The sequence below is a fragment of the Beggiatoa alba B18LD genome (assembly GCF_000245015.1).
Classification (GTDB): Bacteria; Pseudomonadota; Gammaproteobacteria; order Beggiatoales; family Beggiatoaceae; genus Beggiatoa; species Beggiatoa alba.
Genome location: NZ_JH600070.1, coordinates 2,117,276 through 2,140,552, shown reverse-complemented (window position 1 = coordinate 2,140,552; position 23,277 = coordinate 2,117,276). Strand labels below are relative to the sequence as shown.

Below are 23,277 nucleotides of genomic sequence, written 5' to 3'. Positions count from 1 at the left end.
AAATTGCCCAATTATCAGGTTAGTAAAAGAGAAGTGAATGAGCATAAGCGTGAGCAGTATAAACGATAGTAAACTGGGGATAAAATGCACATTGGCAAGGATACGGACTACACAACATTGTCATTTACAATAGATAACGTATGATTGAAACCATTTTGACGCGGTGCGGATGACTCACATTCTAATGCTGCATTCATTTACTGATTTTTATTTTTTCTTTTAATATGTTACAAGCATTGCATATAGAAAATCTTGCGGTTGTCGAAAAACTGTCGTTGTCTTTATCCAAAGGGCTAACCATTATCAGTGGTGAAACGGGCGCAGGTAAGTCTATTTTAATTGATGCGTTAGGTTTAGCGTTAGGTGAGCGAGCTGATAGTTATTTTGTACGGCAAGGGGCTGATAGTGCGAGTATTGAAGCCTGTTTTTTATTAGCTCCTGACTTGCAAGTGTGGCTACAGCAACAAGGACTGAAGTTGTCCGCGCAGCAACCTGAACAGTGCACCGTTCAGCGGATAATTAATAGTAATGGGCGGTCTAAAGCTTTTATTAATCAGCAAGCGGTCAATGTGCAAATTTTGCGAGATTTGAGTGCGTTCTTGGTTGATATTCATGGACAACACGCGCATCAATCGCTGTTAAAGCAGGAAATGCAACGGCAATTATTGGATGATATGAGCGATAACCACGCACTACTTCAGGCTGTTACGCAATCTTATCAGCAGTGGAAAACGTGCAAAACAGCATTGGCGGAATTAGGGGGACAGGCAAGTGATAGAGAAGCACGCCTCGATTTTCTCCGTTATCAAGTGCAAGAGTTGGAAAATTATGAATTGTCGGTCGATGCAATTACACAGTTAGATAATGAACATCGACGTTTAGCCAATGCCAGCAAATTATTAGAAAACGCACAGCGGGCTTTGCAACTGTTAGATGCAGATGACGGTTATGCGGTGTTATCGGGTTTAGTCCAAGCAGGGCAAGAAATCAGTAGCGTGCAACAGCATGACCCAAGTTTAACAGGGATTAATAGCTTGTTAGAGAACGCATTGATTCAAACGCAGGAAGCCGTTAGCGAATTACACAGTTATTTAAATCATTTAGATATTGATGGCAGTCGCCTTGCTGAGGTTGAGCAACAAATTGCAGGTTTACAAACCCTTGCGCGTAAACATAAGGTGAAAGCGCAGGAATTACCCGCAATTTATCAACAACTCACGGAACAATTAACCGCTTTAGAAAATTATGAGCAACGCGCTCATGCGTTAGAGCATGAAGTACAAAAAAATCTAACGTTATATCAAAAACATGCCCTTGCATTATCACAACATCGTTGTCAAACCGCACAAACACTCGCCGAGCAAATCACCCGCAATATGCAGCGTTTAGGAATGCCGAACGGGCAATTAGTGATTCAAGTCACGCCTGATGTTGCGGCTAACCCTAGCGCGTTAGGCATGGATAAAATTGATTTTTTAGTCAGTGCTAACGCAGGACAAGTGCCTAAACTTTTGCATAAAGTCGCATCAGGCGGGGAACTATCACGGATTAGTCTTGCTATTCAGGTGATTACTGCGCAAAAAAGTGGCGTGCCGACATTAGTTTTTGATGAAGTTGATGTGGGGATTGGGGGGGGAACGGCGGAGATTGTCGGGCAATTATTGCAAAAATTAGGGGAAAAACGTCAAGTTTTATGTATTACCCATTTACCCCAAGTCGCTTGCCAAGGACATCAGCATTTACAAGTCAGTAAAACGACCCGTAAACAAGTCACGCAAACCCAAATTAAGGCATTAACCCCGCAACAGCGTGTCGAAGAAATCGCGCGGATGTTAGGGGGGGTAGAAATGACCGCGCAAACGTTAGCACATGCCACGGAAATGTTGCAACGTGGCACAGGGTTAATGGTTTAAGCCTTTTTCCATCAGATTCAATTTTTTGTGAAATATCCAGTTATTAAGTCGGTAATTGACGAATTAGCCAGTCCATTATTCGATGGGGCAATAGCCATTTAAGTGTTGTCAGTAAATAAGTTGGAAAAGTCACGTAATAGCGTATTTTTGGACGTTTTGCTTCTAAAGCGTGAATCACACGGGTTAATACTGCATCAGGCGGTAACGTAAAGGGCGCGCCATCGCCTTGTTTTTGCAAGCGTGCTTCTGCTTGCTGATAATGTGCTTGGTGTGGGCTGTGGCTGGGGTCTATGTATTTTTTATACATGGCTAAGGCATTGAGACGGAAACGACTGCGTATTGGACCGGGTTCGATGAGTGAAATAAAAATATTTGTGCCCTGTAATTCTAAGCGTAAAGTATCGCTTAACCCTTCTAGCGCGAATTTAGAGGCGTTATAAGCTCCGCGCATGGGCATGGCGATTAAACCAAGAATCGAACTATTTTGAATAATTCGCCCTTCTCCTTGGCGACGCATGACGGGCAGTAATAAGCAAGTCAGTTCATGCGTTCCAAAGAGATTACTGGCGAATTGTGCTTCTAATGCAGTACGACTTAAATCTTCCACAGCACCGGGTTGACCATAAGCGGCATTATTAAATAATCCATAGAGTTGTCCGCCTGTTTTTTGCAGTAAGGTTTCAACGGCTTGATGAATAGAGGCTGAATCACTCAGTTCTAAATATAAAGTTTCTAAGCCTTCCGTTTGTAAGCGGGCAATATCTTCCGCTCGTCGCGCTGTTGCGAATACTCGATAACCTCTTGCTTGTAAGCCTTTTGCGACACAATAACCGATGCCACTAGAACAACCTGTGACTAAAACCGCGCGTTGTGTTGATACATTCATAAATAAAAATTCTCTGCTACTTAACTGATAAAAGTCCGTTCTGTTAGATGTGATAATTCAAACATTTCTAATTTATTGCCATTTAAAATTAATAAGCCTTCATAGCGTTCTGTTCCACCTGTAAAAAACTCAAAGGTATAAGTGCGTTTGAGTTGTAACCATCCATTAGTACGACGGCTTAACCCTAAACGACTCTGTGCAACGGTGTCATCTAATAGTTGTAATTCATATTGTCGGCAAAGTTGACGGCAAATATTGACAGCGCGTTCATGGCTACGTTGACTATCAAACCAATACCAAATAATCAGCATTAATAACAGGATAAGAAGCAGTGTATCTAGCATAAGATAAATAAAATCAGGAAAAAGGGGTGAGCAGTGATGGAGAATAGCTTAACGTATTAACATGCAGGGTTATCTGGAAAATACAAGGGGATTAGCATTAGTCATACGGAGAAAGTGCATTAGCCTGATTTACCCAATGATACAATCAGGTTTATAACACACTGCAAATGTGCGGGCTTGTTATAAAATAAGCGCAGTGGTAGTGCTAAATAACCTGAGTTCGGCGAGATTTATAAAATAAAACAGAGACCTGCTAGGTTTTTAAAACCTAGCAGGTCTTTTTTTGTCTGAATCAGAATTCACAAAATTTTCAGAATTAGCAGAATTAAAAAACGTGATTCGTATTAACCTGAGTTCGGCGAGATTTATAAAATAAAACAGAGACCTGCTAGGTTTTCAAAACCTAGCAGGTCTGTCGGAACACGCGAAAAGGGTTGAAGGACTGGCAGAGATTATTCTATTGTTTTTCATCGGAATTCACCAGACAAGATTAAAATATTGTCTGAATAAGGATTTTCAGAATTAACAGAATTAGCGGAATTTAAAACCCTTAAACCAAAAAGTAAGATGAATCATGCTTTTTAATTCTGCTAATTCTGAAAATTTTATGAATTCTGATTCAGACAAGCTGTTGTTTCTTTAACAGAAACTCGCCGAACTCAGGTTATTCTAGCTCTTTTTTTCCTTATCTTAATGGCAGTGAGTTTACAGAGAGGGTTAGAGAGAGGTTAAGTTCTGCTTTTATCCTTAACTAGCACTACCTACCAATTGACAGGGCAAGCGGTGCATTTTTCCATTTGTGCATCTTGGAAAATGGTGTAACGTATTTTTGCCCCTGTTAAATCCGCGCCATAAAGGTCGGTATTATAAAATTTGGTTTCTTGTAGGTTGGTATTGCGTAAATTGGCGTTGATGAGTTTTGCTTTTGGCAACATTGCCATTTCTAAATCCGCACCTTCTAAGTTGGCATTTTCTAGGTTTGTTGCACTTAAACGAGCAAATTCTAGGTTTGCTCCAATTAATGACGCATTTTGTAAGTTCGCCCCTTGTAAAAATCCCGCCCAAGCATCTACGGCTAGTAAATTAGCATCTTGTAGATTTGCCCCTGTTAAGTTGATATGGCGTAAATCTGCTCGTGCTAAATTTGCACCTTGTAGGTTTGCACCGCTTAAATCTGCCTGCATCAGTTGGGCATGTCGTAAGTCGGCATTGCGCAAGTCTGCTTTTTGGCAAATGGTTTTCGGCTGAATCACGCAACCATTGATAACCAGTACAGGTTCTGGATTATCAGTCGCGTCATCTGCATAACTATTAGTTATAAATAGAATAGATAAGAAAAATAGAGGGGAAAAGAAACGCATCAAATAACATCCTTATGGGCTTGTTTTAAGAATGCCAAACGAGTAAACGTTAGGCATTCTTTATAATTAACAGTTTGTATCAGTATTTTCAGCATTATTGATATTTAATTCAATGTATTCTGAGTATTCTGATTCAGGTAATGTTTGTGTTATTTGCTGGTTTCTTTTACCAAGGATTTTGCCCACGTAGGAATTTTAAATACCCAGAATGAACCCCCTTGTTTAATCGGTTTGGTTAATTCTGCCATGTCTCCGCCCCATAATGGCACTGCTCCACCGTAACCAGAGGCAAGACCGATGTATTGTTCGCCGTCCATTTCCCACGTAATCGGGCTAGAAATTACCCCTGAACCTGTTTGAAATTGCCATAATTCTTCGCCCGTTTTGGCGTTAAAGGCTTTAACATAACCCTCACCCGTACCCGTAAAAATAAGATTACCCGCAGTAGCTAACACCCCAGACCACAATGGCATTTTTTCTTTATGTTCCCATTCTACTTTGCCCGTTTTGGGGTTAATCGCGCGAAGTGTGCCAACATGGTCATCAAACATGCGTGCAATACGGAAACCCATGCAGAGAAATGCAGAACCCGCACGATAGGTACAATTTTCTGTCCAATAGCTTTCCTTCCATTGGTTCGCGCCTAAGTAAAACCAGCCTGTATCTTGGCTATATGCCATTGGATTCCAGTTTTTACCGCCTAAAAATGGGGGGGAAACTTCAACGGCTTTGCCACGCTTTTCATCACCTTCAGGCAGGGGCGGACGACGTCCTTCTACTTCTACAGGTCGTCCTGTTTTTAAATCGATATGACTTGCCCAATTCACGCCGTCGACAAAGGGAAAAGCGTTAATCAACGCGGTAGGCTTATTCGGTTCGACTACGCCGCGTTCTGCTAATTTGGTACGGTCAGTAACGTAGAAAAAGCCGTTGCGGTCAGCATGTGCGCCTGCTTTGATTTGCTTACCATTTTCATCTTGATATTCAAACAAAACAATTTCGTTATTGCCTGAAAAATCCCATGTGTCGCTGGGCGTATGTTGATAAAAACCGACTAAATCGCCTGTGGTCGGGTCAACATAGGCTTGACCAGAGGTAAATAAACTATCCCCCGGATGACGTACCCACGCATTCCATGGGGCAGGATTGCCCGCGCCGATAATAATTGTGTTGGATTCCACATCAAACGAGGCACTTTGCCAAGGCGCGCCACCGCCATGATTCCATGCTTCTACCAGTTTGCCCTCTTTATCACGAGGCCAAGAAGGAGCTTGCGGATTGCCTGTTGGCGTGCTTTCTTTGCCGTCTAATCTGCCCATATGTCCCTCAACGAGAGGACGCATCCAAATTTCTTTCCCTGTATCAGGGTCACGCGCAAACAGTTTTCCAACAACCCCAAATTCATCACCTGAAGAACCATGAATAAGCATAACGCGCCCTGTTTTTTGGTCTTTGATAATCGTGGGTGCGCCTGTCATGGTGTAGCCGACTTTGTGGTCTTCAAACTTTTCTTTCCAAACCACTTTTCCTGTATTTTTATTCAGCGCAACAAGGCTCGCGTCCAGTGTGCCAAAAAAGACTTTATCGCCATAAATCGCCGCACCACGATTAATCACATCGCAACATGGGCGAATATCATCAGGTAAACGGTGGGAATATTCCCATAACCGTTTCCCTGTGCGTGCATCTAGGGCAAAAATGCGGGAATAGGAAGCGGTGACGTATAACACGCCATCTTGTAGAATTGCTTGAGTTTCTTGTCCGCGTTGTTTTTCATCGCCAAAGGAGAAGCTCCATGCGGGTTGTAACATTTTTACGCTATCGGTATTAATTTCTTTTAACGCGCTCCAGCGTTGCGCTTTCACACCCATGCCATACATCAGCACATCTTCTGATGTCTCCGCATCGTTTAAAATATCTTCCCAAGTAACGGGTTTTGTATCGGCATGTGCCAAATTGAGATTGCAAGTCAATAATGCGGCACTGAGTGCAATGCTCAGTGGATGACGGGTTAATGCAGATAACATCTTATTTATCTCCCTTGATAGTCTTTTTACGGAAAAAATATTATTTTTAATAGTTATAGCGTGCCGTTATTTATTTAGGATGAGATAATTGCTTTGCAATATATCGCTAAGGCTTTATCAAACTTAAATAATAGTTGGCAGTATAACGAGTGAGGGGATAAAGAGAGAAGGGAAAATAACAGGCGTTTTTTTGGGAAAATTTCCCGATTTTTAGCAGGAAATTTGCCTAAAAAATAGATTTCATAACGATTTGTCTTTATTTTAAGACAATTTTACATTTTTTGATACAGAGTGTTTCAGTTTTGTAACGGTAACGTGAGGCTTAAGTGCGTCCCCTGTCCTCTGTTACTATTAATATCTAATTGTCCTGCTAATGCTTCAACCCGTTCACGTATTCCAATTAAGCCTAATCCTGCATGATAAATCTGTGTGTCGAAACCATTGCCGTTATCATGAATCATTAATTGAATTGTATTTTTTTCTGCGTGATAAACCAAACTAATCTGTAATACCGTTGCGTTTGCATGTTTTGCAACGTTGGTTAAGCCTTCCTGCACAATGCGATAAAGATGAATGCTGGTTGTTGTCTCTAGTTGGGAAAAATCGCCCGTGGTTTGGAAATCAACTTGGGTTTGTGGGTAGCGGATTTGCCAATCATTGAGGGTTTGTTGTAAGGCGGCAATCAAACCTAATTCGTCTAAGGCAGCGGGGCGTAACCGACGAATCATATCTTTAACAAGGTTGTAAACATAACTGGCTGTATCGGCAATGGCTTTTGCACTGTCATGAATAGCGGGCTGTTGATTGTCACCCATGATAAAAAACGCATCTGCTTTAATCGCGTTTAAACATTGCCCCAATTCATCATGGAGTTCTCGTGCAATGGTGCGCCGTTCTTCTTCTTGTAGTGTGAGTGAGTATTGGAGCAGGCGTTGGTTTTCTTGTTGGATGCGTTGTAGTTCTTGCGCCATTCCATTGAATTGTTGCGCTAATTTATTAAATTCAGATAGTTTAAATTGGGGTAAACGGGTTTGATATTGACGATGTTCAATGGCATCTAAGGCTTGTTGTAATTGGGTGAGTGGACGTAATGCAATGCCTAATCCAATGTAAAGTAATATAATGATGCTGATAGCAAACCCTAAAATTAGTATTAATAAATCCGATGATTCTTGCCATGCTTCTTCTATCTCATCGCTAGGGTCAGTTTGTAACAGAATATGGGTGGTTTGGGTTAAAGCAGTTGAGGTAAGTGTGCGTTGGAAAAGATGGGTTTGTGGTGCAACTAGTGCAATAAACCAGCGGGGTACAGTGGGTATGGTTTGCGTAACAGGGTTATCATGCAGGATTTCTGTGTTGTTTGCATTTTGTAGATGAATGGTGAGATGACGACGTTTTTCCATATTTTTAAGATGCTGAATAATGGTTTGGTAATGCGCGCTGTCATTTGGTAAGTCACTTAAAATGGTTTCAAGTAAATCAAGGGTTAGTTGCGCTGTTGAGTTGACTTCTTCTTCTACAGCATTGCGTGCATTCATCACGACAAGGAGGATGGCAAATAATAGAACAAGTAGTGTGCCACCACTGATAAATAAGCTAATTTTTAGGCGTAAACTCATTATAACTCTTTAGATTTTCACAATACCGTGACGAATTGCTAATCGAATTAATTCTGCGGTGTTGTTGACGTTTAGTTTTTGGCGGATTTGGCTGTAGTAGTTGGCAATTGTTTTGTGGCTAACTGCGAGTTGTGCAGCAATATCTGTTGTTGATAATCCTTCAGCTAACAAGCGAAATACTTCAAATTCGCGGGTAGATAAATTTTTTATGCCTGTGCTTGCGTTGTTCAGTACACTGTGTAAAGCCAGTTTTTGCGCAATATCGTTTCCCAGATACATTTCACCTTGTGCAACCCGCTCTATTGCTTCTACTAATACTTCTGGTGCGCTACTTTTAGTAATATAGCCCGATGCCCCTGCTAATAGCGCGTGTTCTGCAAAAATGGGTTCTTCGTGCATAGAAAAAACTAACACACGGGCTTTATTGGTTCGTGAGGATAAACGTTGAATGGTTGTAATGCCACCTCTACCGGGCATGGATAAATCCATCACAATGACATCGGGTTGATGTTGTATATAAAGTTGATAACCAATCTCGCCATTGCTGGCTTCTGCCACAATTTGTAGGTGTGATTGACGTTCTATCAAGCGTCGATAACCCGCTCTAACCACGATATGGTCATCAACGAGTAAAATACGGATAGGATAGTTTACTTGTGACATTGATGGATGTTTCCTTATTCTTAAACTTCGCAAAATGCTTTATTACAGAATAACGTGTTTTCTGATGCAATAAAGATTGTATTGCTATATGTTTTAAAATCAATAAGTTGATTTATAATGATCAAGCGTGATTTAATTTAAGTGGGGATTACATAATGCATTCACGCATAAAAAAATGAGTTGCGCATTATTTACTGATGAGTAGCGGGTTAATCAGTTTGTTGGGGTGTCAGCAGGTCAAAGCCATTAAGATAAGGATTAAAAGCAAGATTTTTTAGAATGTTGAGCATAAAAAAGTAAAGCCCGTTCAGAGGAACGAGAGCGAGGTGTTAAACGATGCGTTCGGGAACAGGTTGGATTAGTCAGAAATAAACGTACGTTTTTTAGTTACCTGAGTTCGGCGAGTTTCTTTTAAAAAAGACAACAGCTTGTCTGGTGAGTCCCGATGAAAAACAAGAGAATAATCTCTGCCAGTCCTTCAACCCTTTTCGCATGTTCCAACAGACCTGCTAAGTTTTGAAAACCTAGCAGGTCTCTGTTTTGTTTTATAAAACCCGCCGAACTCAAGGTTGACTACTCTCGGTTAAGATGGACTCAACGCCTGTTAAATACACGGTTGAGTAAAAGTCTTGATACACCGATTCAGCGGATTTTCCTGTAAAATTCTCTAAGCCTAAACGGGTTTTTAACAGACCAAAGAAGGTTTCAATGCCCCAGCGTAAGCGATAGAGTTCTTTAAAATCGGCAGTGGGGTGTAAAGTTTCATCGCGTAAACGGGTGATGAGTACTTCAAATGAGCATGTCGCGGGCTTGTTTAAATGAACTGGCTGAATAACGTATTACAAAATCTCTTTGTGCCTGATAGAGGCTCGAAATAAAACGAAAAGAGGGATAGTTACGGTCACATAACAGCAAGTCCTTTTCTTGGGTATGTTCAAGGTGAGTCAAGGCTAAATCAACTTCATAATCCTGCGCTTTGCCTAAATGACTGTCGCAAACCAATACCAAATAATCAGCATTAATAACAGGATAAAAATCAGTGTATCTAGCATAAGATAAATAAAATCAGGAAAAAGGGGTGAGCAGTGATGGAGAATGGCTTAACGTACTAACATGCAGGGTTATCTGGAAAATACAAGGGGATTAGCATTAGTCATACAGAGAAAGTGCATTAGCCTGATTTACCCAATGATACAATCAGGTTTATAACACACTGCAAATGTGCGGGCTTGTTATAAAATAAGCGCAGTTACTTAGTTATAGGTCGATTGACTGACTAAAAATCGTTAATTATCAATAAAAAAGCAGTTATTCTGCTTGATAAATACTGATACTACCCCTACTGTATTGAAAACTATCTTTAATTCCCTACAGGACATCATCCAATGAAACAACTGATTAAAGCTGTTAGTTTATTGCTTTCCCTCACATTTTTACCACATGCACAAGTTTGGGCAGATGCAACCACTGATGCTCAAGCACAGGTACAGCAAACCACTGAGAAGATGTTAAGCTCGCTTAAAACCAATAAAGATGCCCTTAAATCTAATCCTTCCGCTGTTTATCCCCTTGTTGACGAAATTGTATTACCAATTTTTGACTTTGAAAGAATGTCCCGTTTGGTGTTAGGGAAAAATTGGCAGGGCATGAATGAGAGCCAACAAAAACGCTTTGTGGAAGAATTCCGCAGTTTATTAGTGCGCACTTATTCCGCAGCATTAATAGAAGCCGCTGCAAGTTCTATTGATGTCAACTATCTCCCTGTGCGTGCTGAAAATGATGCCAAACGCTTAACCATTCGTACCAAAGTTAATTATGGCGGTAAAGCACCTGTGTCTTTAGACTACGATATGTTTTTGAATAATGACAATCAATGGAAGGTTTACAACGTCAGTGCTGAAGGTGTGAGCCTTGTTACTAACTATCGTTCTGAATTTGAAACTGATATCAACACCATTGGTGTGGACAAATTGATTGAAAAAATTGCTAGTCGTAACCAAACCAGCAATAAACCTAATTCCTAAGTTATATTCTTAGATTAGATGTTTTAATAACGGCTTTAGTCTTTCCCGCTTAAGGGTTGCTGACTAAAGCCGTTACTCATTTTATACCTATTTGAATGAGACAGTTATGAACCAGTTACACGTAGAAAATTCACAACTTTGGCGATTAACCGGTGAATTAAATTTTTCCACCGTCCCTGCTTTATTAAAGGCTTGCCTTGAGGAGGCTAAAAAAAATCAATTTCCTCAAGTCATAGAGTTGCAAGCCGTGACTCGTACTGATAGCGCAGGACTTGCCTTTTTAATTGAGCTACGCAAATTAACCCGCCAACAGCCTATTGAATTTCGTCATCTGCCAGCGCAATTACTGAGTCTTGCAACCGTTAGCAATGTGCAAGATTTTTTAACACAATCAAGATAATAATTTATTATTTAACATTATTTAATCGATGGCATCATTGGGATTAAGCGAGGTTTTACCATGACAGCAGCTGTGCATATTTCACAGGTGCATAAGCAATACCGTGAACTGACGGCATTAAAGCAAGTGGAGTTTGATATTCCACAAGGCAGTTTTTTCGGTTTGTTAGGACCAAATGGGGCAGGAAAATCTACCCTGATTAATATTATGGGGGGATTGGTTCAAGCCAGTAGTGGCACAGTGACCATTTTAGGGCATGACGTGCGCCAACAATGGCGACAAGCACGCCATAAAATTGGGGTTGTTCCTCAAGAGTTGGTTTACGACCCTTTTTTTAACGTCGTCGAAATGTTGCGCTTACAATCAGGCTATTTTGGTTATGGTAAAGAAAATTATGGCTGGATTGATGAGTTGTTAGAAACCTTAAGCCTTACGGATAAAGCTTATACTAATTTACAACATCTTTCAGGGGGGATGAAACGACGGGTTTTAATCGCGCAAGCCCTTGTGCATAAACCGCCCGTTGTTGTGTTAGATGAGCCGACGGCAGGTGTGGATGTTGAACTGCGTCAAATGTTGTGGACATTTACAAAATCCCTGCATCAAAAGGGACATACGATAGTTTTAACAACGCATTATTTAGAAGAAGCAGAAGCCCTTTGTGAACGCATTGCGATTTTAAATAAAGGGGAATTAGTTGCTTTAGATGATACGCAAGTATTGCTGTCAGATCATCCGTATAAGCAGATTCGTTTTATTTTAACCCGTCCTTATACACGTGATGAGATTCCTATGGATTTACATCACAATATTTCGTCTCTCACAGAACAAGAGCTTGTCCTGCGCTTACATCGTGAGCAAGACAATATCAGTCATGTTTTAGAAGCAATGCGTAACGCTAATATTCAATTTAAAGACCTGAAAACGGAAGAGCCTAATTTAGAAGATGTCTTCCTCAAACTCACGGGGAGACATTTAACATGAATTGGCAAGGACTTTATACCCTTTTTGCTAAAGAAGTCTGGCGATTTTTAAAAGTGACTATGCAAACGGTATTAACGCCTGTTGTCACGAACTTACTTTACTTGCTTGTTTTTTCCTCTGTTTTAGAGGCTCATGTAAAAGTACATGGTTTAAACTATACGGCATTTTTAGTGCCGGGTTTAATGATGATGTCGCTAATTCAAAATGCGTTTTCTAATAGTTCATCGAGTCTGTTTCAGTCGAAAATGAATGGCAACATTGTATTTATGCTGCTCGCGCCCTTGTCAGATTGGGAGGTTTATCTTGCCTTTATTGGGGCGGCAATCGTGCGCGGTATTTTGGTCGGGATTGGGGTCTGGGTTGCGGCGTTATGGTTTGTCGTTTTACCTATTCATAATTTGTTTATCATTCTTAGTTTTGCCATTTTAGGCAGTGGTGTACTGGGGGCTTTAGGACTGATTGCGGCACTGTGGGCAGAGAAATGGGATCATGTTTCTGCATTTCAAAATTTTGTAATTCTACCGTTATCTTTTTTAAGTGGTGTTTTTTACTCTATCAATGATTTACCTCCCTTATGGCAAACTGTTTCTCATTACAATCCATTTTTCTATATGATTGATGGGTTTAGATATGGATTTGTTGGCACTGCAGATGCTTCAGTAGAACTGAGTTTATTGATAGTAACCTTCTTTTTTATGGTTATTAGTGGCTTCTGTATTTGGTTATTACGGATTGGCTATAAGTTGCGCTATTAATTCTGATTCAGACAAAAAAAGACCTGCTAGGTTTTAAAAACCTAGCAGGTCTTTTGCGATGTGTACCAAAGAAAAGCAAGGACTGGCAATCCCGTTATCAGTTTACATCCTTGATTGTCGACGTAAATCTAGGGTGTAAGGGTAATCTGCATTTGGCTCTTCTATGGGCGGACTCATCACTTGTGGCGGATTGCCCTCAGGGTAGAAGCCTGCTAAACCTTTGAACCATTCAGGGGCTTTGACAGAGCCAGGGGTGTGTCCAAAATCAAAGAAGCGGGTCATGCGTCGTGATTCTGCTGCATAGGCATTCACGGGGAATGCGGGGCTGTTATTTCCCCCTGGATGGGAAACGTGGTAGGTACATCCGCCCACGGAACGACCTGTCCATGTATCAATTAAATCAAATACTAATGGCACATGTACAGGGATAGTGGGATGTAATGCGGATGGTGGTTGCCATGCGCGATAACGAACTCCCGCAACATATTCCCCATGTACACCCGTATTATGTAAAGGAACTCGACGACCATTGCAGGTGACAACATAACGGCTATCTGTTAATCCTGTCGCTTTGATTTGAATCCGTTCAACGGAGGAGTCAACATAGCGTGCTGTGCTTGTGCTGGTGGTTTCTTCGCCCAACACATGCCATGGTTCTATCCCCATGTGTAAATCCAAACGAATCCCCGAAACTTGCACAGAGCCATAATGCGGGAAGCGGAATTCGAAGAAGGGGGCAAACCAGTCAAGTTGGAAAGGATAGCCCGCTTGTTGGAGGGTATAAATCACGTCTTTGAAGTCTTCTTGCACAAAATGCGGAAGCAAGAAACGGTCATGTAATTCCGTCCCCCAACGCACTAACGGTTTTTTGTAAGGCGTTTTCCAGAAATGCGCAATTAAACCGCGCAGTAAGAGCATTTGCATCAAGCTCATACGGGCATGGGGTGGCATTTCAAATGCCCGTAGTTCCACTAATCCTTGCCGTCCTGAATTGCTATCAGGAGAGTAGAGTTTGTCAATGCAGAATTCAGAGCGGTGGGTATTGCCTGTTAGGTCAACAAGGAGATGTCTTAACAAGCGGTCAACCAACCACGGCGCGGCAATTTCGCCTTCAGGCATTTGTTGGAAAGCAATTTCTAATTCGTACAGGCTTTCGTTGCGAGCTTCGTCCACACGCGGTGCTTGGCTGGTAGGGCCAATGAACATGCCTGAAAAAAGGTAGGATAAGCTAGGGTGATGTTGCCAGAAGGTAATTAGGCTACGCAGTAGGTCAGGACGGCGCAACATGGGGCTATCGGCAGGGGTTTCACCGCCTAATGTCACATGATTACCGCCACCTGTTCCTGTATGCCGTCCATCGAGCATAAATTTTTCTGTCCCTAAACGGGAGTAATAGGCTTCGTCATACAGAATGCTTGTGTTATTAACAAGTTCGTCCCAATTGCGTGCAGGATGTATATTAACTTCTATCACACCAGGATCGGGGGTGATGTGCATCCGTAATAAGCGTGGGTCGCGGGGTGGCTCGTAGCCTTCGAGTGCGACGGGCATATTGAGTGCTTTGGCAACGGTTTCAATCGAGGCAACGAGGTCTAAATAATGTTCTAAATGGGTTAAAGGCGGTAAGAAGACATATAGGAAACCATTACGGGCTTCAACACAAAGGGCTGTCCGCACAACATCGACGAACTCTTCAATGTAGCGGGGACGGTTATGGGGTAAATCATCGGGTTCAGCTTGTTGCTCGTGGATAATATCTTGACTGTGGTCAGTTTCTATCCATTGGCTGTAACGTTGTGCAACTGTACCGTGAAAATCTTGCAGGGGTAAATGGGGTTCAAATTGGCTTCTTTCTTCTTGAATTTCACGCTTATCTAAAGCAACCCATGGGAGTGTGTCTAATGGCAAGCGTAAACCTGCTGGGGAATCTCCAGGAGTGAGATAAAGCTGTCCGCGTCGTAATTCCCAAGGACAACTGCGCCATTCACCGCCTGAAAAATGATAGTACCAACGAATTGGCAACACATACCCTGTCGGCTCGTCGAGTCCTTCACTGAGTAAACGGGCAAGGCGTTTACGCTCTACATCATCTTTTAAATTCGCTTTTTTAGGGTCTAAATTTGCGGGGACGTTGCCCTCTTTCCAGAGGTAATACAGCATATCCTCGTAAGCAGGGACAATATAGCGTGATTTAATGCCCAGACGTTTCGCCAATTGTTTCATAAAACGTTCAGCATCAACGCGGGTATAACCATATTGTTTGGATTCATCGGCAATAAGGTCAGGATTTTTCCAAACGGGTAAACCATCTTTACGCCAGAAACAGCCAAATGCCCAACGCGGGAAAGGCTCGCCTGGATACCATTTGCCTTGCCCATAATGTAATGATGCACCATCAGCAAAGCGTTTACGCAACCGTTTTAATAAATTATCGGCGAGTTTACGTTTTGTCGGCCCTAATGCGGCGGTGTTCCATTCCGCGCCTTCCATATCGTCAATAGAAACGAATGTGGGTTCGCCGCCCATGGTTAAGCGAACATCATTTTCATTCAGCACTTTATCGATTTTATAGCCTAACGCCATAATCGACTGCCATTGCTCTTCGGTATAAGGCTTGGTCACACGCGGGTCTTCATGAACACGAGTAACTTGATTATGGTAATAAAATTCTGTTTCGCATTTATCCACCGCGCCTGTAATTGGGGCGGCGTTACTGGGGTCTGGTGTACATGCTAAAGGGATATGCCCCTCACCTGCAAAAAGCCCTGACGTAGCATCTAAGCCAACCCAACCCGCCCCAGGTAAAAAGACTTCTGTCCATGCGTGTAAGTCGGTAAAGTCGGCTTCAGGCCCTGAAGGACCATCGAGCGATTTAATATCAGGCGCGAGCTGAACGAGATAGCCAGAGACAAAACGGGCAGCAAGCCCTAAATGGCGCAGAATTTGGACAAGTAACCAAGCAGTATCTCGACACGAACCACGCGCTAAGGTCAGCGTTTCCTCACAACTTTGTACGCCAGGCTCCATGCGGATGTTGTAACCAATATCTTTTTGTAAGCGTTGATTTAAGCCGACTAAAAAGTCAATAGTACGCAGTTTCTTTAAATCAACTTTACTTAACCAGTCAGTTAATAATTTACCACTTTCAGTAATTTCTAAATAAGGAATTAATTCTTTTGCTAACTTTTCATCATAGGTGAACGGAAATTCTTCCGCATAGTCTTCTAAGAAAAAATCAAAGGGATTGATGACCGTCATTTCTGCGACAACATCGACTTCAACAGAAAATTCTTTGACCTTATTCGGGAATACAACACGCGCAAGATAGTTGCCAAAAGGGTCTTGTTGCCAATTTATAAAATGTTCTTTTGGCTCAATATTTAGCGAGTAGGCATGTATGGGGGTACGGGAATGCGGGGCGGGGCGCAATCGGATTACGTGCGGTGACATCGACACTGACCGATCATAGCGGTAACGTGTGAAATGATTAAGAGCAACTCGAATAGCCATGCGTCCATCCTAACTTGTGACAATGAAAGAAAGCACTATTTCAACATGCCTTAGTAAAATTGTTAAGTATTAAATTTCTATAACAAGTAAGGATAAGCCATTTTTTAGTGTTGCTTATCCTCTTGTTTCCTTAAGCCTCAATCTCTGCCATCAGGTTTTTTTTTAGAATTAGCAGGGTAATATCGTCTGCGACTTTTTGCGTGCCAACATGTTCGCGTACATCTGCAATGACTTGAATTTGAATTTGTTGCGCAGGCAAGTGCCAATATTGGCTCACAATCTCACATAACCGCTCTACCCCATAAACGCGACCACGTTCATTACGGGCTTCCGTTAAACCATCGGTATATAACACTACACCATCACCTTCTGCTAAACGAATTTCACGATGTCCTAAAAAGGTTTCAATATCACTTTCTAAACCCACCATAAAGCCTAGATTAATCGTATCAATACGCTCTACCACGCCATTGCGACGGACAATTAAAACCTCTTCATGTTGACCACTTAAGTGTAAAACGCCTTGTTCGTAATCTAACAAGGATAATGTTAAATTCTTATCAGAATTCATTCGTTTAACATTATCATACAAAGTCCGATTTAACACTTTTAAATAAGTTTCTACATTAGGCACGTTACTATTTAACAATGTCCGTACTGCCATTTGCACCATGAGCATTAGCACGCCACTTTCTAAACCATGTCCTGTTACGTCACCAATACCACAAATAACCCGCCCATCTTTTTGTAGAACATCATAATAATCACCACCGACTTCACTTGCAGGTTCCATATAACCAGCAATATCTAATTCTTTAATCTGTAAAAGCTCTTGCGCTTTGGGCAACACCATTTGTTGTAAATGACGAGTGATGTCTAACTCCGCAGACATACGCAAATTTTCGCCTTTTAATCGTTCATTGAGCGTCATAATTTCGCTATTTGCTTGCGCTAATTGGGCGGTACGCTCCTCGACTTTAGCTTCTAAGAGTAAGAAAGAATCTTGCAGTTGTGTCGCCATAAAATGGAAAGAACGAGCTAACTCGCCAATTTCATCTTGTCGATGCAAAGGTAATTGATGATTCCATTCGCCTTTAGCAATTTGCCATGATGCAGTCATTAACTCCGCAATAGGCAGAGTTACACGATTAGCTGACCAAACCCCAATGGCAATTGCGATTAACAAAGCCCCTAAACATAACAAAAAGATAATATAAGCATTTTTATCAATCGCGCTCATAAAATCATTAGCAGGCACGGCAACAATAACTAACCAATCTAACCCATCATCATCTTGATATGGTGAGACTTTAATAAAAATATCTTCGTCATTAAAGACAGAATCTAAAAACATAGGTTTTTGAATATCTGATAATTTATTAAACCTACCTTGTAAATATCGTGTCACTTCCGCAGTCAGCGGATGTTGACTGTCTAACGCACTTAAACGCTGTTGTTTATCCGCAACTTTACGCAAGGGCAATTCCCCTGAAGAAGTTGCAACCAGCATTGCCGAGTGTTCAACAATAAAGACTTGTCCTGTTTTACCCACTTTTAATTGTTGTAAAAATTCGCCAATTTGCGAAAGACGCAACGCGCTATTAATCACCCCTAATAACTTACCATCGGTACTATAAGCAGGCTGATTCAGGCTTATCATTAAAGTCGGCGCACCAAAATGCGGAAAAATTTCACTCCATGCAGGTTTTCCCGCCTTGAGCGCGATTTGATACCAAGGTCGCGCCCTCGGGTCATAATTAGGCGTAACGGCATCAGGTGCTTGTGGATGTCCTTGTGCATCTAAAGGATACGTTGTGTAATTATAATCCGTGACTTGTCCAGAGCGACGCATCACAATTTGATTATTATCTAACCGCTCAACCCCCACAAACTCCCGTGCTTCATTGCCAAAAGAAATATGATGAACCGTCGGATGCACCCTAATTTGCTCCCACAAATAGGTTTGCCAATTAGAAAGCTGATTCGTGTCTAAAAGCCCTAAATTAATCGTATTTTGATTAGTTTGATTAACTTCAAATGGTTCTTCTAAATAAATATTTAAATTTTCATTAACACGCACACTGATTTCATCTAACAATTGCGACGCTAAATCACGAATTGCGACTTGTCCATGATAAAAAGATAAATATCCCGTGATTGTAACGGTTACCACCAACAGAATAATAAAAGGCGTTACCAATACATAACGCAACGGTAAACGCCTAAAAAAAGTTATATAGTTCATAGCCCTGCCTCCACTAAAAGGGATGCGTTATTATTGTCATTTTGGCTTACACGCATTTATAAGCAGTTTGCAGTATAAAAAGAAATTTCGCCAAAAAAATTAAAAAATAATAAACCTCACCTATTTTATGCAAAACAAATACCAGTCTTAATCCAGTAAAATCATATTATTACACATTATTCAGCCACATTTTTAAAAGTGTTAATAATGCGTTTGCATTAATTGGTTTAGAAAGGTACTCATTTGCACCCGCACGCAAACATTCGTCTCTATCAGCGGGAAGGGTTTTAGCGGTAATCGCAATAATGGGTAATTTGCGATGAATGGCTTGTGTACGAATACGCCGAATAGCTTCGTATCCATCAATATCGGGCATCATAATGTCCATTAAAACCACTGCAATATCTGGGTTATCTTCTAATGTCTGCAAGGCTTCAAGCGCATTTCGCGCAAGTAAAACTTGCATCTTCTTGCTTTCTAATAATAACTGTAAGGCAAAACGATTATGTTTATCATCATCAACAACTAAGATTTTCCGATGTGTAAAGTAATATTCTTTATCATATTCATTGGTTTCAGTTGTAGTAGTTATTGATATTTTGGATTCTTCCAATGAGTCAGGCATATGCGTCTCTGTTGGTGGTGCAGATATCTTGGTTGCTAAGTTTAAATCTGCTTGATTATCTTCAGTCGACTGTAAATGAATGGGTAAATAAACTGTAAAGCAACTCCCTTTACCAAATTCACTTTCTAAATGAATAAATCCACCTAATAAATTGGCTAATTGTCGAGAAATGGATAAACCTAACCCTGTACCCCCATAACGACGATTTGTTGAACCATCTGCTTGTTGAAAAGGTTCAAAAATAATTGCTTGTTTATCTTTTTCAACACCAATACCTGTATCTTTAACCTGTACCGCAATGAATTTTGTTTTTACTACAGATTGATATTGCGATAATTCTTCCACTGTAGGCTGATAAATGTGCATAATCACTTCACCCTCATGAGTGAACTTTAGCGCATTAGATAATAAGTTATTAATAATCTGACTAATTCTGCGCTGATCACTGACTAAGCTATAAGGTAAATCCTTTGCTTTTTCTGAGAGAAAGCGCAAGCCTTTTTTCTCAGCAATTGGCGAGAATTTTTGATAAGTTTGCTCAATAAGTTCATCTAAAATAAATTCTTCTGCTTGAATACTGAGCTTACCCGCTTCAATGCGGGCTAAATCTAAAATATCATTGATTAGTGATAATAAATCCGTTCCCGCGTTATAAATCGTTTTTGCTTGCTCAATTTGCTTCTCGTTTAAATTGTTATAAATATTTTCCTCAAAAATTTCCGCAAGCATTAAAATACTATTCAATGGGTTGCGTAGCTCATGCGACATATTCGCTAAAAAAGTGGATTTATAGTGACTTGCTAGGGCTAAGGCTTGTTTTTCAGACTCTATTGATCTATTTAATGCCTGCAATTGTTGATTGGTTGTATTGACCCGATTAATTTCAGCATATTGCTTTTCTAAGGTGCTGTATTGTTCTTCTAATTCTTCATTAATGCTGGCTAATTCTTCCTGTTGCGAACGTAATTCGCTCGCTTGCACTTGGGTTTCTTCTAACAATTTTTGAATATGCTGATGCGTTTCTGCACCATGTAACGCCGCGCCAATAATCAAGGAAACCTGTTGTAAAAAATCAACTTTAATCGTACTAACTGGTTTAAAAAAGGCAAATTCAATCACGCCTTTTATGCTATTTTGATAAAAAATTGGAAAAATGAGCAATTCAATGGGTTTTATCTGACCTAAACCTGATGAAATGGGTAAATAATTTGAGGGAATATCACGAATACGTAATAATTGTGGTGTCAAGGCGGCTTGTCCTAGCAATCCATCTCCCATAGTGATGTAATGGGGCACTTGTTTCCGTGCGCAGGCATAAGTAGAGACAAGATGTAGTTTTTTAACTTCCTCTAAAGAGGAGTCGGGCAGATACATGACGGCTTTATAAGCGGTGAGGTATTCACTGAGGAATGATAAGACATTGTCTGCAAGGGTTTGTACTTGTTGCTCACCAATAAGACGTTCTTGTAAATGTGAACGTCCACCTGTTAGCCATATGTAACGCATCAGTGTGGAAACGAGGGGAAAACTGCAAATAATCACAAATAGATTGCCAACGATAATAAAAATAATCGTTTGATTGGCTAATGCATAGTTTTCTTGTGTACGAACGGTTAATAAATCAACTTCATTTTTGATAAAACTTTGAATTTTAGCATAAATATTTTCCGTACTACTCCGATAAACGCTAGATTGTAAAAAATTGGATATCTCGATTATATTGGCATCATTCACATTATTTGCTGCAACAAGCCGTTTTCGCTTTTCCATTAAATCGACAACATATTGTTCAAGCCATAAATTAATTGAAAAATTAATATTTTTTAGCAGTTGTATTTGAATAGGATTATCGTTGACATGTTCCTCTGCATTTTTTAATAACAGCGTTAATTTATGTGAATTTGTGCTGTAATTATCAAAAAATTGTGTATTCCCTGTAAGAACAAAACTTCGTACGTTTTTTTCTGTGTCCAAAACGGTTGTTTTGAATTGATTGCCGTAATCAATAGAAAGATAGGTATGTTCAACCAGTTTAAAGCTTGCTAATAGCGTCGACAAGCTGTAATAAACTGAGGAGGTGACGGCGATGATTAAAACAACAATAAGTCCATAAATATACTTAATAGGTGCTTTATTGAGCATAAATTTAAACCTATAAAATTTTGATATAAATCACTTTTAAGTGAAACTTTTCAGCGATATTTATTACTTAAAAATGAAAACTGGTTAATGCTAAAACAAAAAAACCGAATTGGCATCAAAGAAATCTAATTTAATGATTATTTCTATTTTATGAAAGACCTTATCTGTTTACTTTTTCTCTATTTTCAAACTTTTTATGCAGAAGGATAAAAATGTCAAAAATCCAACGTGCGCTTATCAGTGTTTCTGATAAAACAGGCATCACCGACTTTGCTCATGCATTACATGAACGGGGAGTAGAAATTCTTTCTACGGGTGGAACAGCAAAGTTATTAGCAGAACACAACATTCCCGTTGTAGAAGTTGCTGATTACACAGGTTTTCCAGAAATGATGGATGGACGTGTGAAAACCTTGCATCCTAAAATTCATGGCGGATTATTAGGACGGCGCGGTGTTGATGAAGATGTGATGGCAACTCATGGGATTAATCCCATTGATTTGTTAATTGTTAATTTATATCCCTTTGAACAGACAATTGCAAACCCCAGTTGTGACTTAGCGACTGCGATTGAAAACATCGATATTGGGGGGCCTGCAATGTTGCGTTCTGCTGCTAAAAATCACGCTGCCGTTACCGTCGTTGTCGATGCCCAAGACTATAACAGTGTATTAAGTGAGTTTGATGAAAATCAAGGCTTTATCAGTGTTGTCACTCGTTTAAAATTAGCACGTAAAGTGTTTGCTCATACGGCTCGCTATGATGGGGCAATTGCGAATTATTTAGGGCAAATCGATAATCCTGAGCCTGCTTTCCCGCCTACTTTAAGCCTGCAATATGAAAAGGTGCAAAGTATGCGTTATGGAGAAAATCCGCATCAAAAAGCAGCTTTTTATCGTGAAGCGCGTAATACAGAACCCAGCGTTTCAACCGCTGTTCAGTTACAGGGTAAAGAATTATCGTTTAATAATGTGGCAGATACGGATGCAGCCTTAGAATGTGTACGTACCTTTAGCGTGCCTGCCTGTGTGATTGTTAAACATGCTAATCCTTGCGGGGTTGCTGTTGGAGCAACTATTTTTGAGGCTTATGACCGCGCTTATCGGACTGACCCAACGTCTGCATTTGGCGGGATTATTGCGTTTAATCGTCCTTTAGATGTGGTGACTGCAAAAGCAATTATTGAGCGTCAATTTGTCGAGGTCATTATTGCACCGAGTGTTGTCGAGGAGGCAAAACCCATTTTAGCGACAAAAACCAATGTGCGGGTCTTAGTCTGTGGACAGTGGACTGATAGTGTTGGTCTGCGTTTAGATTTTAAACGGGTCAATGGGGGGTTATTAGTCCAAGACTATGATTTAGGTGCAGTGAGTGCGGCAGATTTGCAGTTAGTTTCTGAACGTAAACCCAGCGAAGCTGAATTAAACGATTTATTGTTTGCGTGGAAAGTGGTGAAGTTTGTGAAATCTAACGCGATTGTTTATTGCAAGGATGGCATGACAATAGGCATTGGGGCAGGACAGATGAGTCGTGTTTATAGTGCAAAAATTGCCGCAATTAAGGCAGGGGATGAGCATTTGCAAGTCGCTGGTTCTGTTATGGCTTCTGATGCCTTTTTCCCCTTTCGTGATGGTATTGATGCGGCGGCGGCTGTTGGCATTACGGCAGTTATCCAACCAGGGGGTTCTATGCGTGATAAGGAGGTCATTCAAGCAGCGAATGAGCATGGAATGGCGATGGTTTTTACAGGGATGCGTCACTTTAAGCATTAATCTATAA

At 40.7% G+C, this 23,277-nt stretch carries 16 protein-coding genes; 6 read left to right on the top strand and 10 right to left on the bottom strand.

Annotation, left to right across the window (positions count from 1 at the left end; all coding sequences use genetic code 11):
* Positions 1 to 224: 224 nt before the first annotated feature.
* Positions 225 to 1,913 (top strand): DNA repair protein RecN, encoded by a 1,689-nt coding sequence (gene recN, locus BEGALDRAFT_RS08690; protein WP_002685750.1) that lies wholly within the window; start codon positions 225 to 227, stop codon positions 1,911 to 1,913.
* Between the two features lie 43 nt (positions 1,914 to 1,956).
* On the opposite strand, the gene BEGALDRAFT_RS08685 is transcribed toward recN, so the two are convergent.
* From BEGALDRAFT_RS08685 to BEGALDRAFT_RS19670, 7 genes are all read right to left on the bottom strand, one after another.
* On the bottom strand, positions 1,957 to 2,799 hold the full coding sequence (locus BEGALDRAFT_RS08685; protein ID WP_002685749.1) for an SDR family oxidoreductase: 843 nt from the start codon (positions 2,797 to 2,799) through the stop codon (positions 1,957 to 1,959).
* 20 nt (positions 2,800 to 2,819) lie between these two features.
* Positions 2,820 to 3,143 carry a DUF3301 domain-containing protein gene (locus BEGALDRAFT_RS08680; protein WP_002685748.1) on the bottom strand — a complete coding sequence of 108 codons (324 nt, stop codon included), beginning with the start codon at positions 3,141 to 3,143 and terminating at the stop codon, positions 2,820 to 2,822.
* A gap of 761 nt (positions 3,144 to 3,904) precedes the next feature.
* Positions 3,905 to 4,504 carry a pentapeptide repeat-containing protein gene (locus tag BEGALDRAFT_RS08675; protein WP_002685747.1) on the bottom strand — a complete coding sequence of 200 codons (600 nt, stop codon included), beginning with the start codon at positions 4,502 to 4,504 and terminating at the stop codon, positions 3,905 to 3,907.
* 149 nt (positions 4,505 to 4,653) lie between these two features.
* Positions 4,654 to 6,531, bottom strand: coding sequence for a methanol/ethanol family PQQ-dependent dehydrogenase (locus BEGALDRAFT_RS08670; protein ID WP_002685746.1), 1,878 nt, complete (start codon positions 6,529 to 6,531; stop codon positions 4,654 to 4,656).
* Between the two features lie 296 nt (positions 6,532 to 6,827).
* Positions 6,828 to 8,150: a LapD/MoxY N-terminal periplasmic domain-containing protein gene (locus BEGALDRAFT_RS08665; protein WP_002685744.1), complete on the bottom strand. Its 1,323-nt coding sequence runs from the start codon at positions 8,148 to 8,150 to the stop codon at positions 6,828 to 6,830.
* Between the two features lie 9 nt (positions 8,151 to 8,159).
* Entirely contained in the window at positions 8,160 to 8,813 is a 654-nt protein-coding gene (locus BEGALDRAFT_RS08660) for a response regulator (protein WP_002685742.1), read from the bottom strand.
* Between the two features lie 563 nt (positions 8,814 to 9,376).
* Complete coding sequence (locus tag BEGALDRAFT_RS19670; RefSeq protein WP_408610393.1) at positions 9,377 to 9,595, bottom strand: transposase; 219 nt, start codon at positions 9,593 to 9,595, stop codon at positions 9,377 to 9,379.
* A gap of 603 nt (positions 9,596 to 10,198) precedes the next feature.
* Here BEGALDRAFT_RS19670 and BEGALDRAFT_RS08650 point away from each other — a divergent pair.
* The 4 genes from BEGALDRAFT_RS08650 (at position 10,199) to BEGALDRAFT_RS08635 (ending at position 12,976) form a co-directional block, all read left to right on the top strand.
* Entirely contained in the window at positions 10,199 to 10,837 is a 639-nt protein-coding gene (locus tag BEGALDRAFT_RS08650) for an MlaC/ttg2D family ABC transporter substrate-binding protein (protein WP_002685740.1), read from the top strand.
* A gap of 106 nt (positions 10,838 to 10,943) precedes the next feature.
* Positions 10,944 to 11,237 (top strand): STAS domain-containing protein, encoded by a 294-nt coding sequence (locus BEGALDRAFT_RS08645; RefSeq protein WP_002685736.1) that lies wholly within the window; start codon positions 10,944 to 10,946, stop codon positions 11,235 to 11,237.
* Between the two features lie 60 nt (positions 11,238 to 11,297).
* Positions 11,298 to 12,221 carry an ABC transporter ATP-binding protein gene (locus BEGALDRAFT_RS08640; RefSeq protein ID WP_002685734.1) on the top strand — a complete coding sequence of 308 codons (924 nt, stop codon included), beginning with the start codon at positions 11,298 to 11,300 and terminating at the stop codon, positions 12,219 to 12,221.
* Positions 12,218 to 12,976 (top strand): ABC transporter permease, encoded by a 759-nt coding sequence (locus BEGALDRAFT_RS08635; protein WP_002685732.1) that lies wholly within the window; start codon positions 12,218 to 12,220, stop codon positions 12,974 to 12,976. The genes BEGALDRAFT_RS08640 and BEGALDRAFT_RS08635 overlap by 4 nt, the downstream gene beginning before the upstream one ends.
* Before the next feature lie 102 nt (positions 12,977 to 13,078).
* Here BEGALDRAFT_RS08635 and BEGALDRAFT_RS08630 read toward each other — a convergent pair whose 3' ends face one another.
* The 3 genes from BEGALDRAFT_RS08630 to BEGALDRAFT_RS08620 all read right to left on the bottom strand — a co-directional run bounded on the left by BEGALDRAFT_RS08630 (position 13,079) and on the right by BEGALDRAFT_RS08620 (position 21,498).
* Positions 13,079 to 16,486 carry a transglutaminase family protein gene (locus BEGALDRAFT_RS08630; protein WP_002685730.1) on the bottom strand — a complete coding sequence of 1,136 codons (3,408 nt, stop codon included), beginning with the start codon at positions 16,484 to 16,486 and terminating at the stop codon, positions 13,079 to 13,081.
* A 130-nt stretch (positions 16,487 to 16,616) separates the two neighbouring features.
* Positions 16,617 to 18,731 carry a SpoIIE family protein phosphatase gene (locus tag BEGALDRAFT_RS08625; RefSeq protein WP_002685728.1) on the bottom strand — a complete coding sequence of 705 codons (2,115 nt, stop codon included), beginning with the start codon at positions 18,729 to 18,731 and terminating at the stop codon, positions 16,617 to 16,619.
* 169 nt (positions 18,732 to 18,900) lie between these two features.
* Positions 18,901 to 21,498, bottom strand: a complete 2,598-nt coding sequence (locus BEGALDRAFT_RS08620) for a response regulator (RefSeq protein WP_002685727.1) — start codon at positions 21,496 to 21,498, stop codon at positions 18,901 to 18,903.
* Between the two features lie 212 nt (positions 21,499 to 21,710).
* On the opposite strand from BEGALDRAFT_RS08620, the gene purH reads away from it, so the two are divergent.
* Positions 21,711 to 23,270: a bifunctional phosphoribosylaminoimidazolecarboxamide formyltransferase/IMP cyclohydrolase gene (gene purH / locus BEGALDRAFT_RS08615; RefSeq protein ID WP_002685726.1), complete on the top strand. Its 1,560-nt coding sequence runs from the start codon at positions 21,711 to 21,713 to the stop codon at positions 23,268 to 23,270.
* Positions 23,271 to 23,277: the final 7 nt, after the last annotated feature.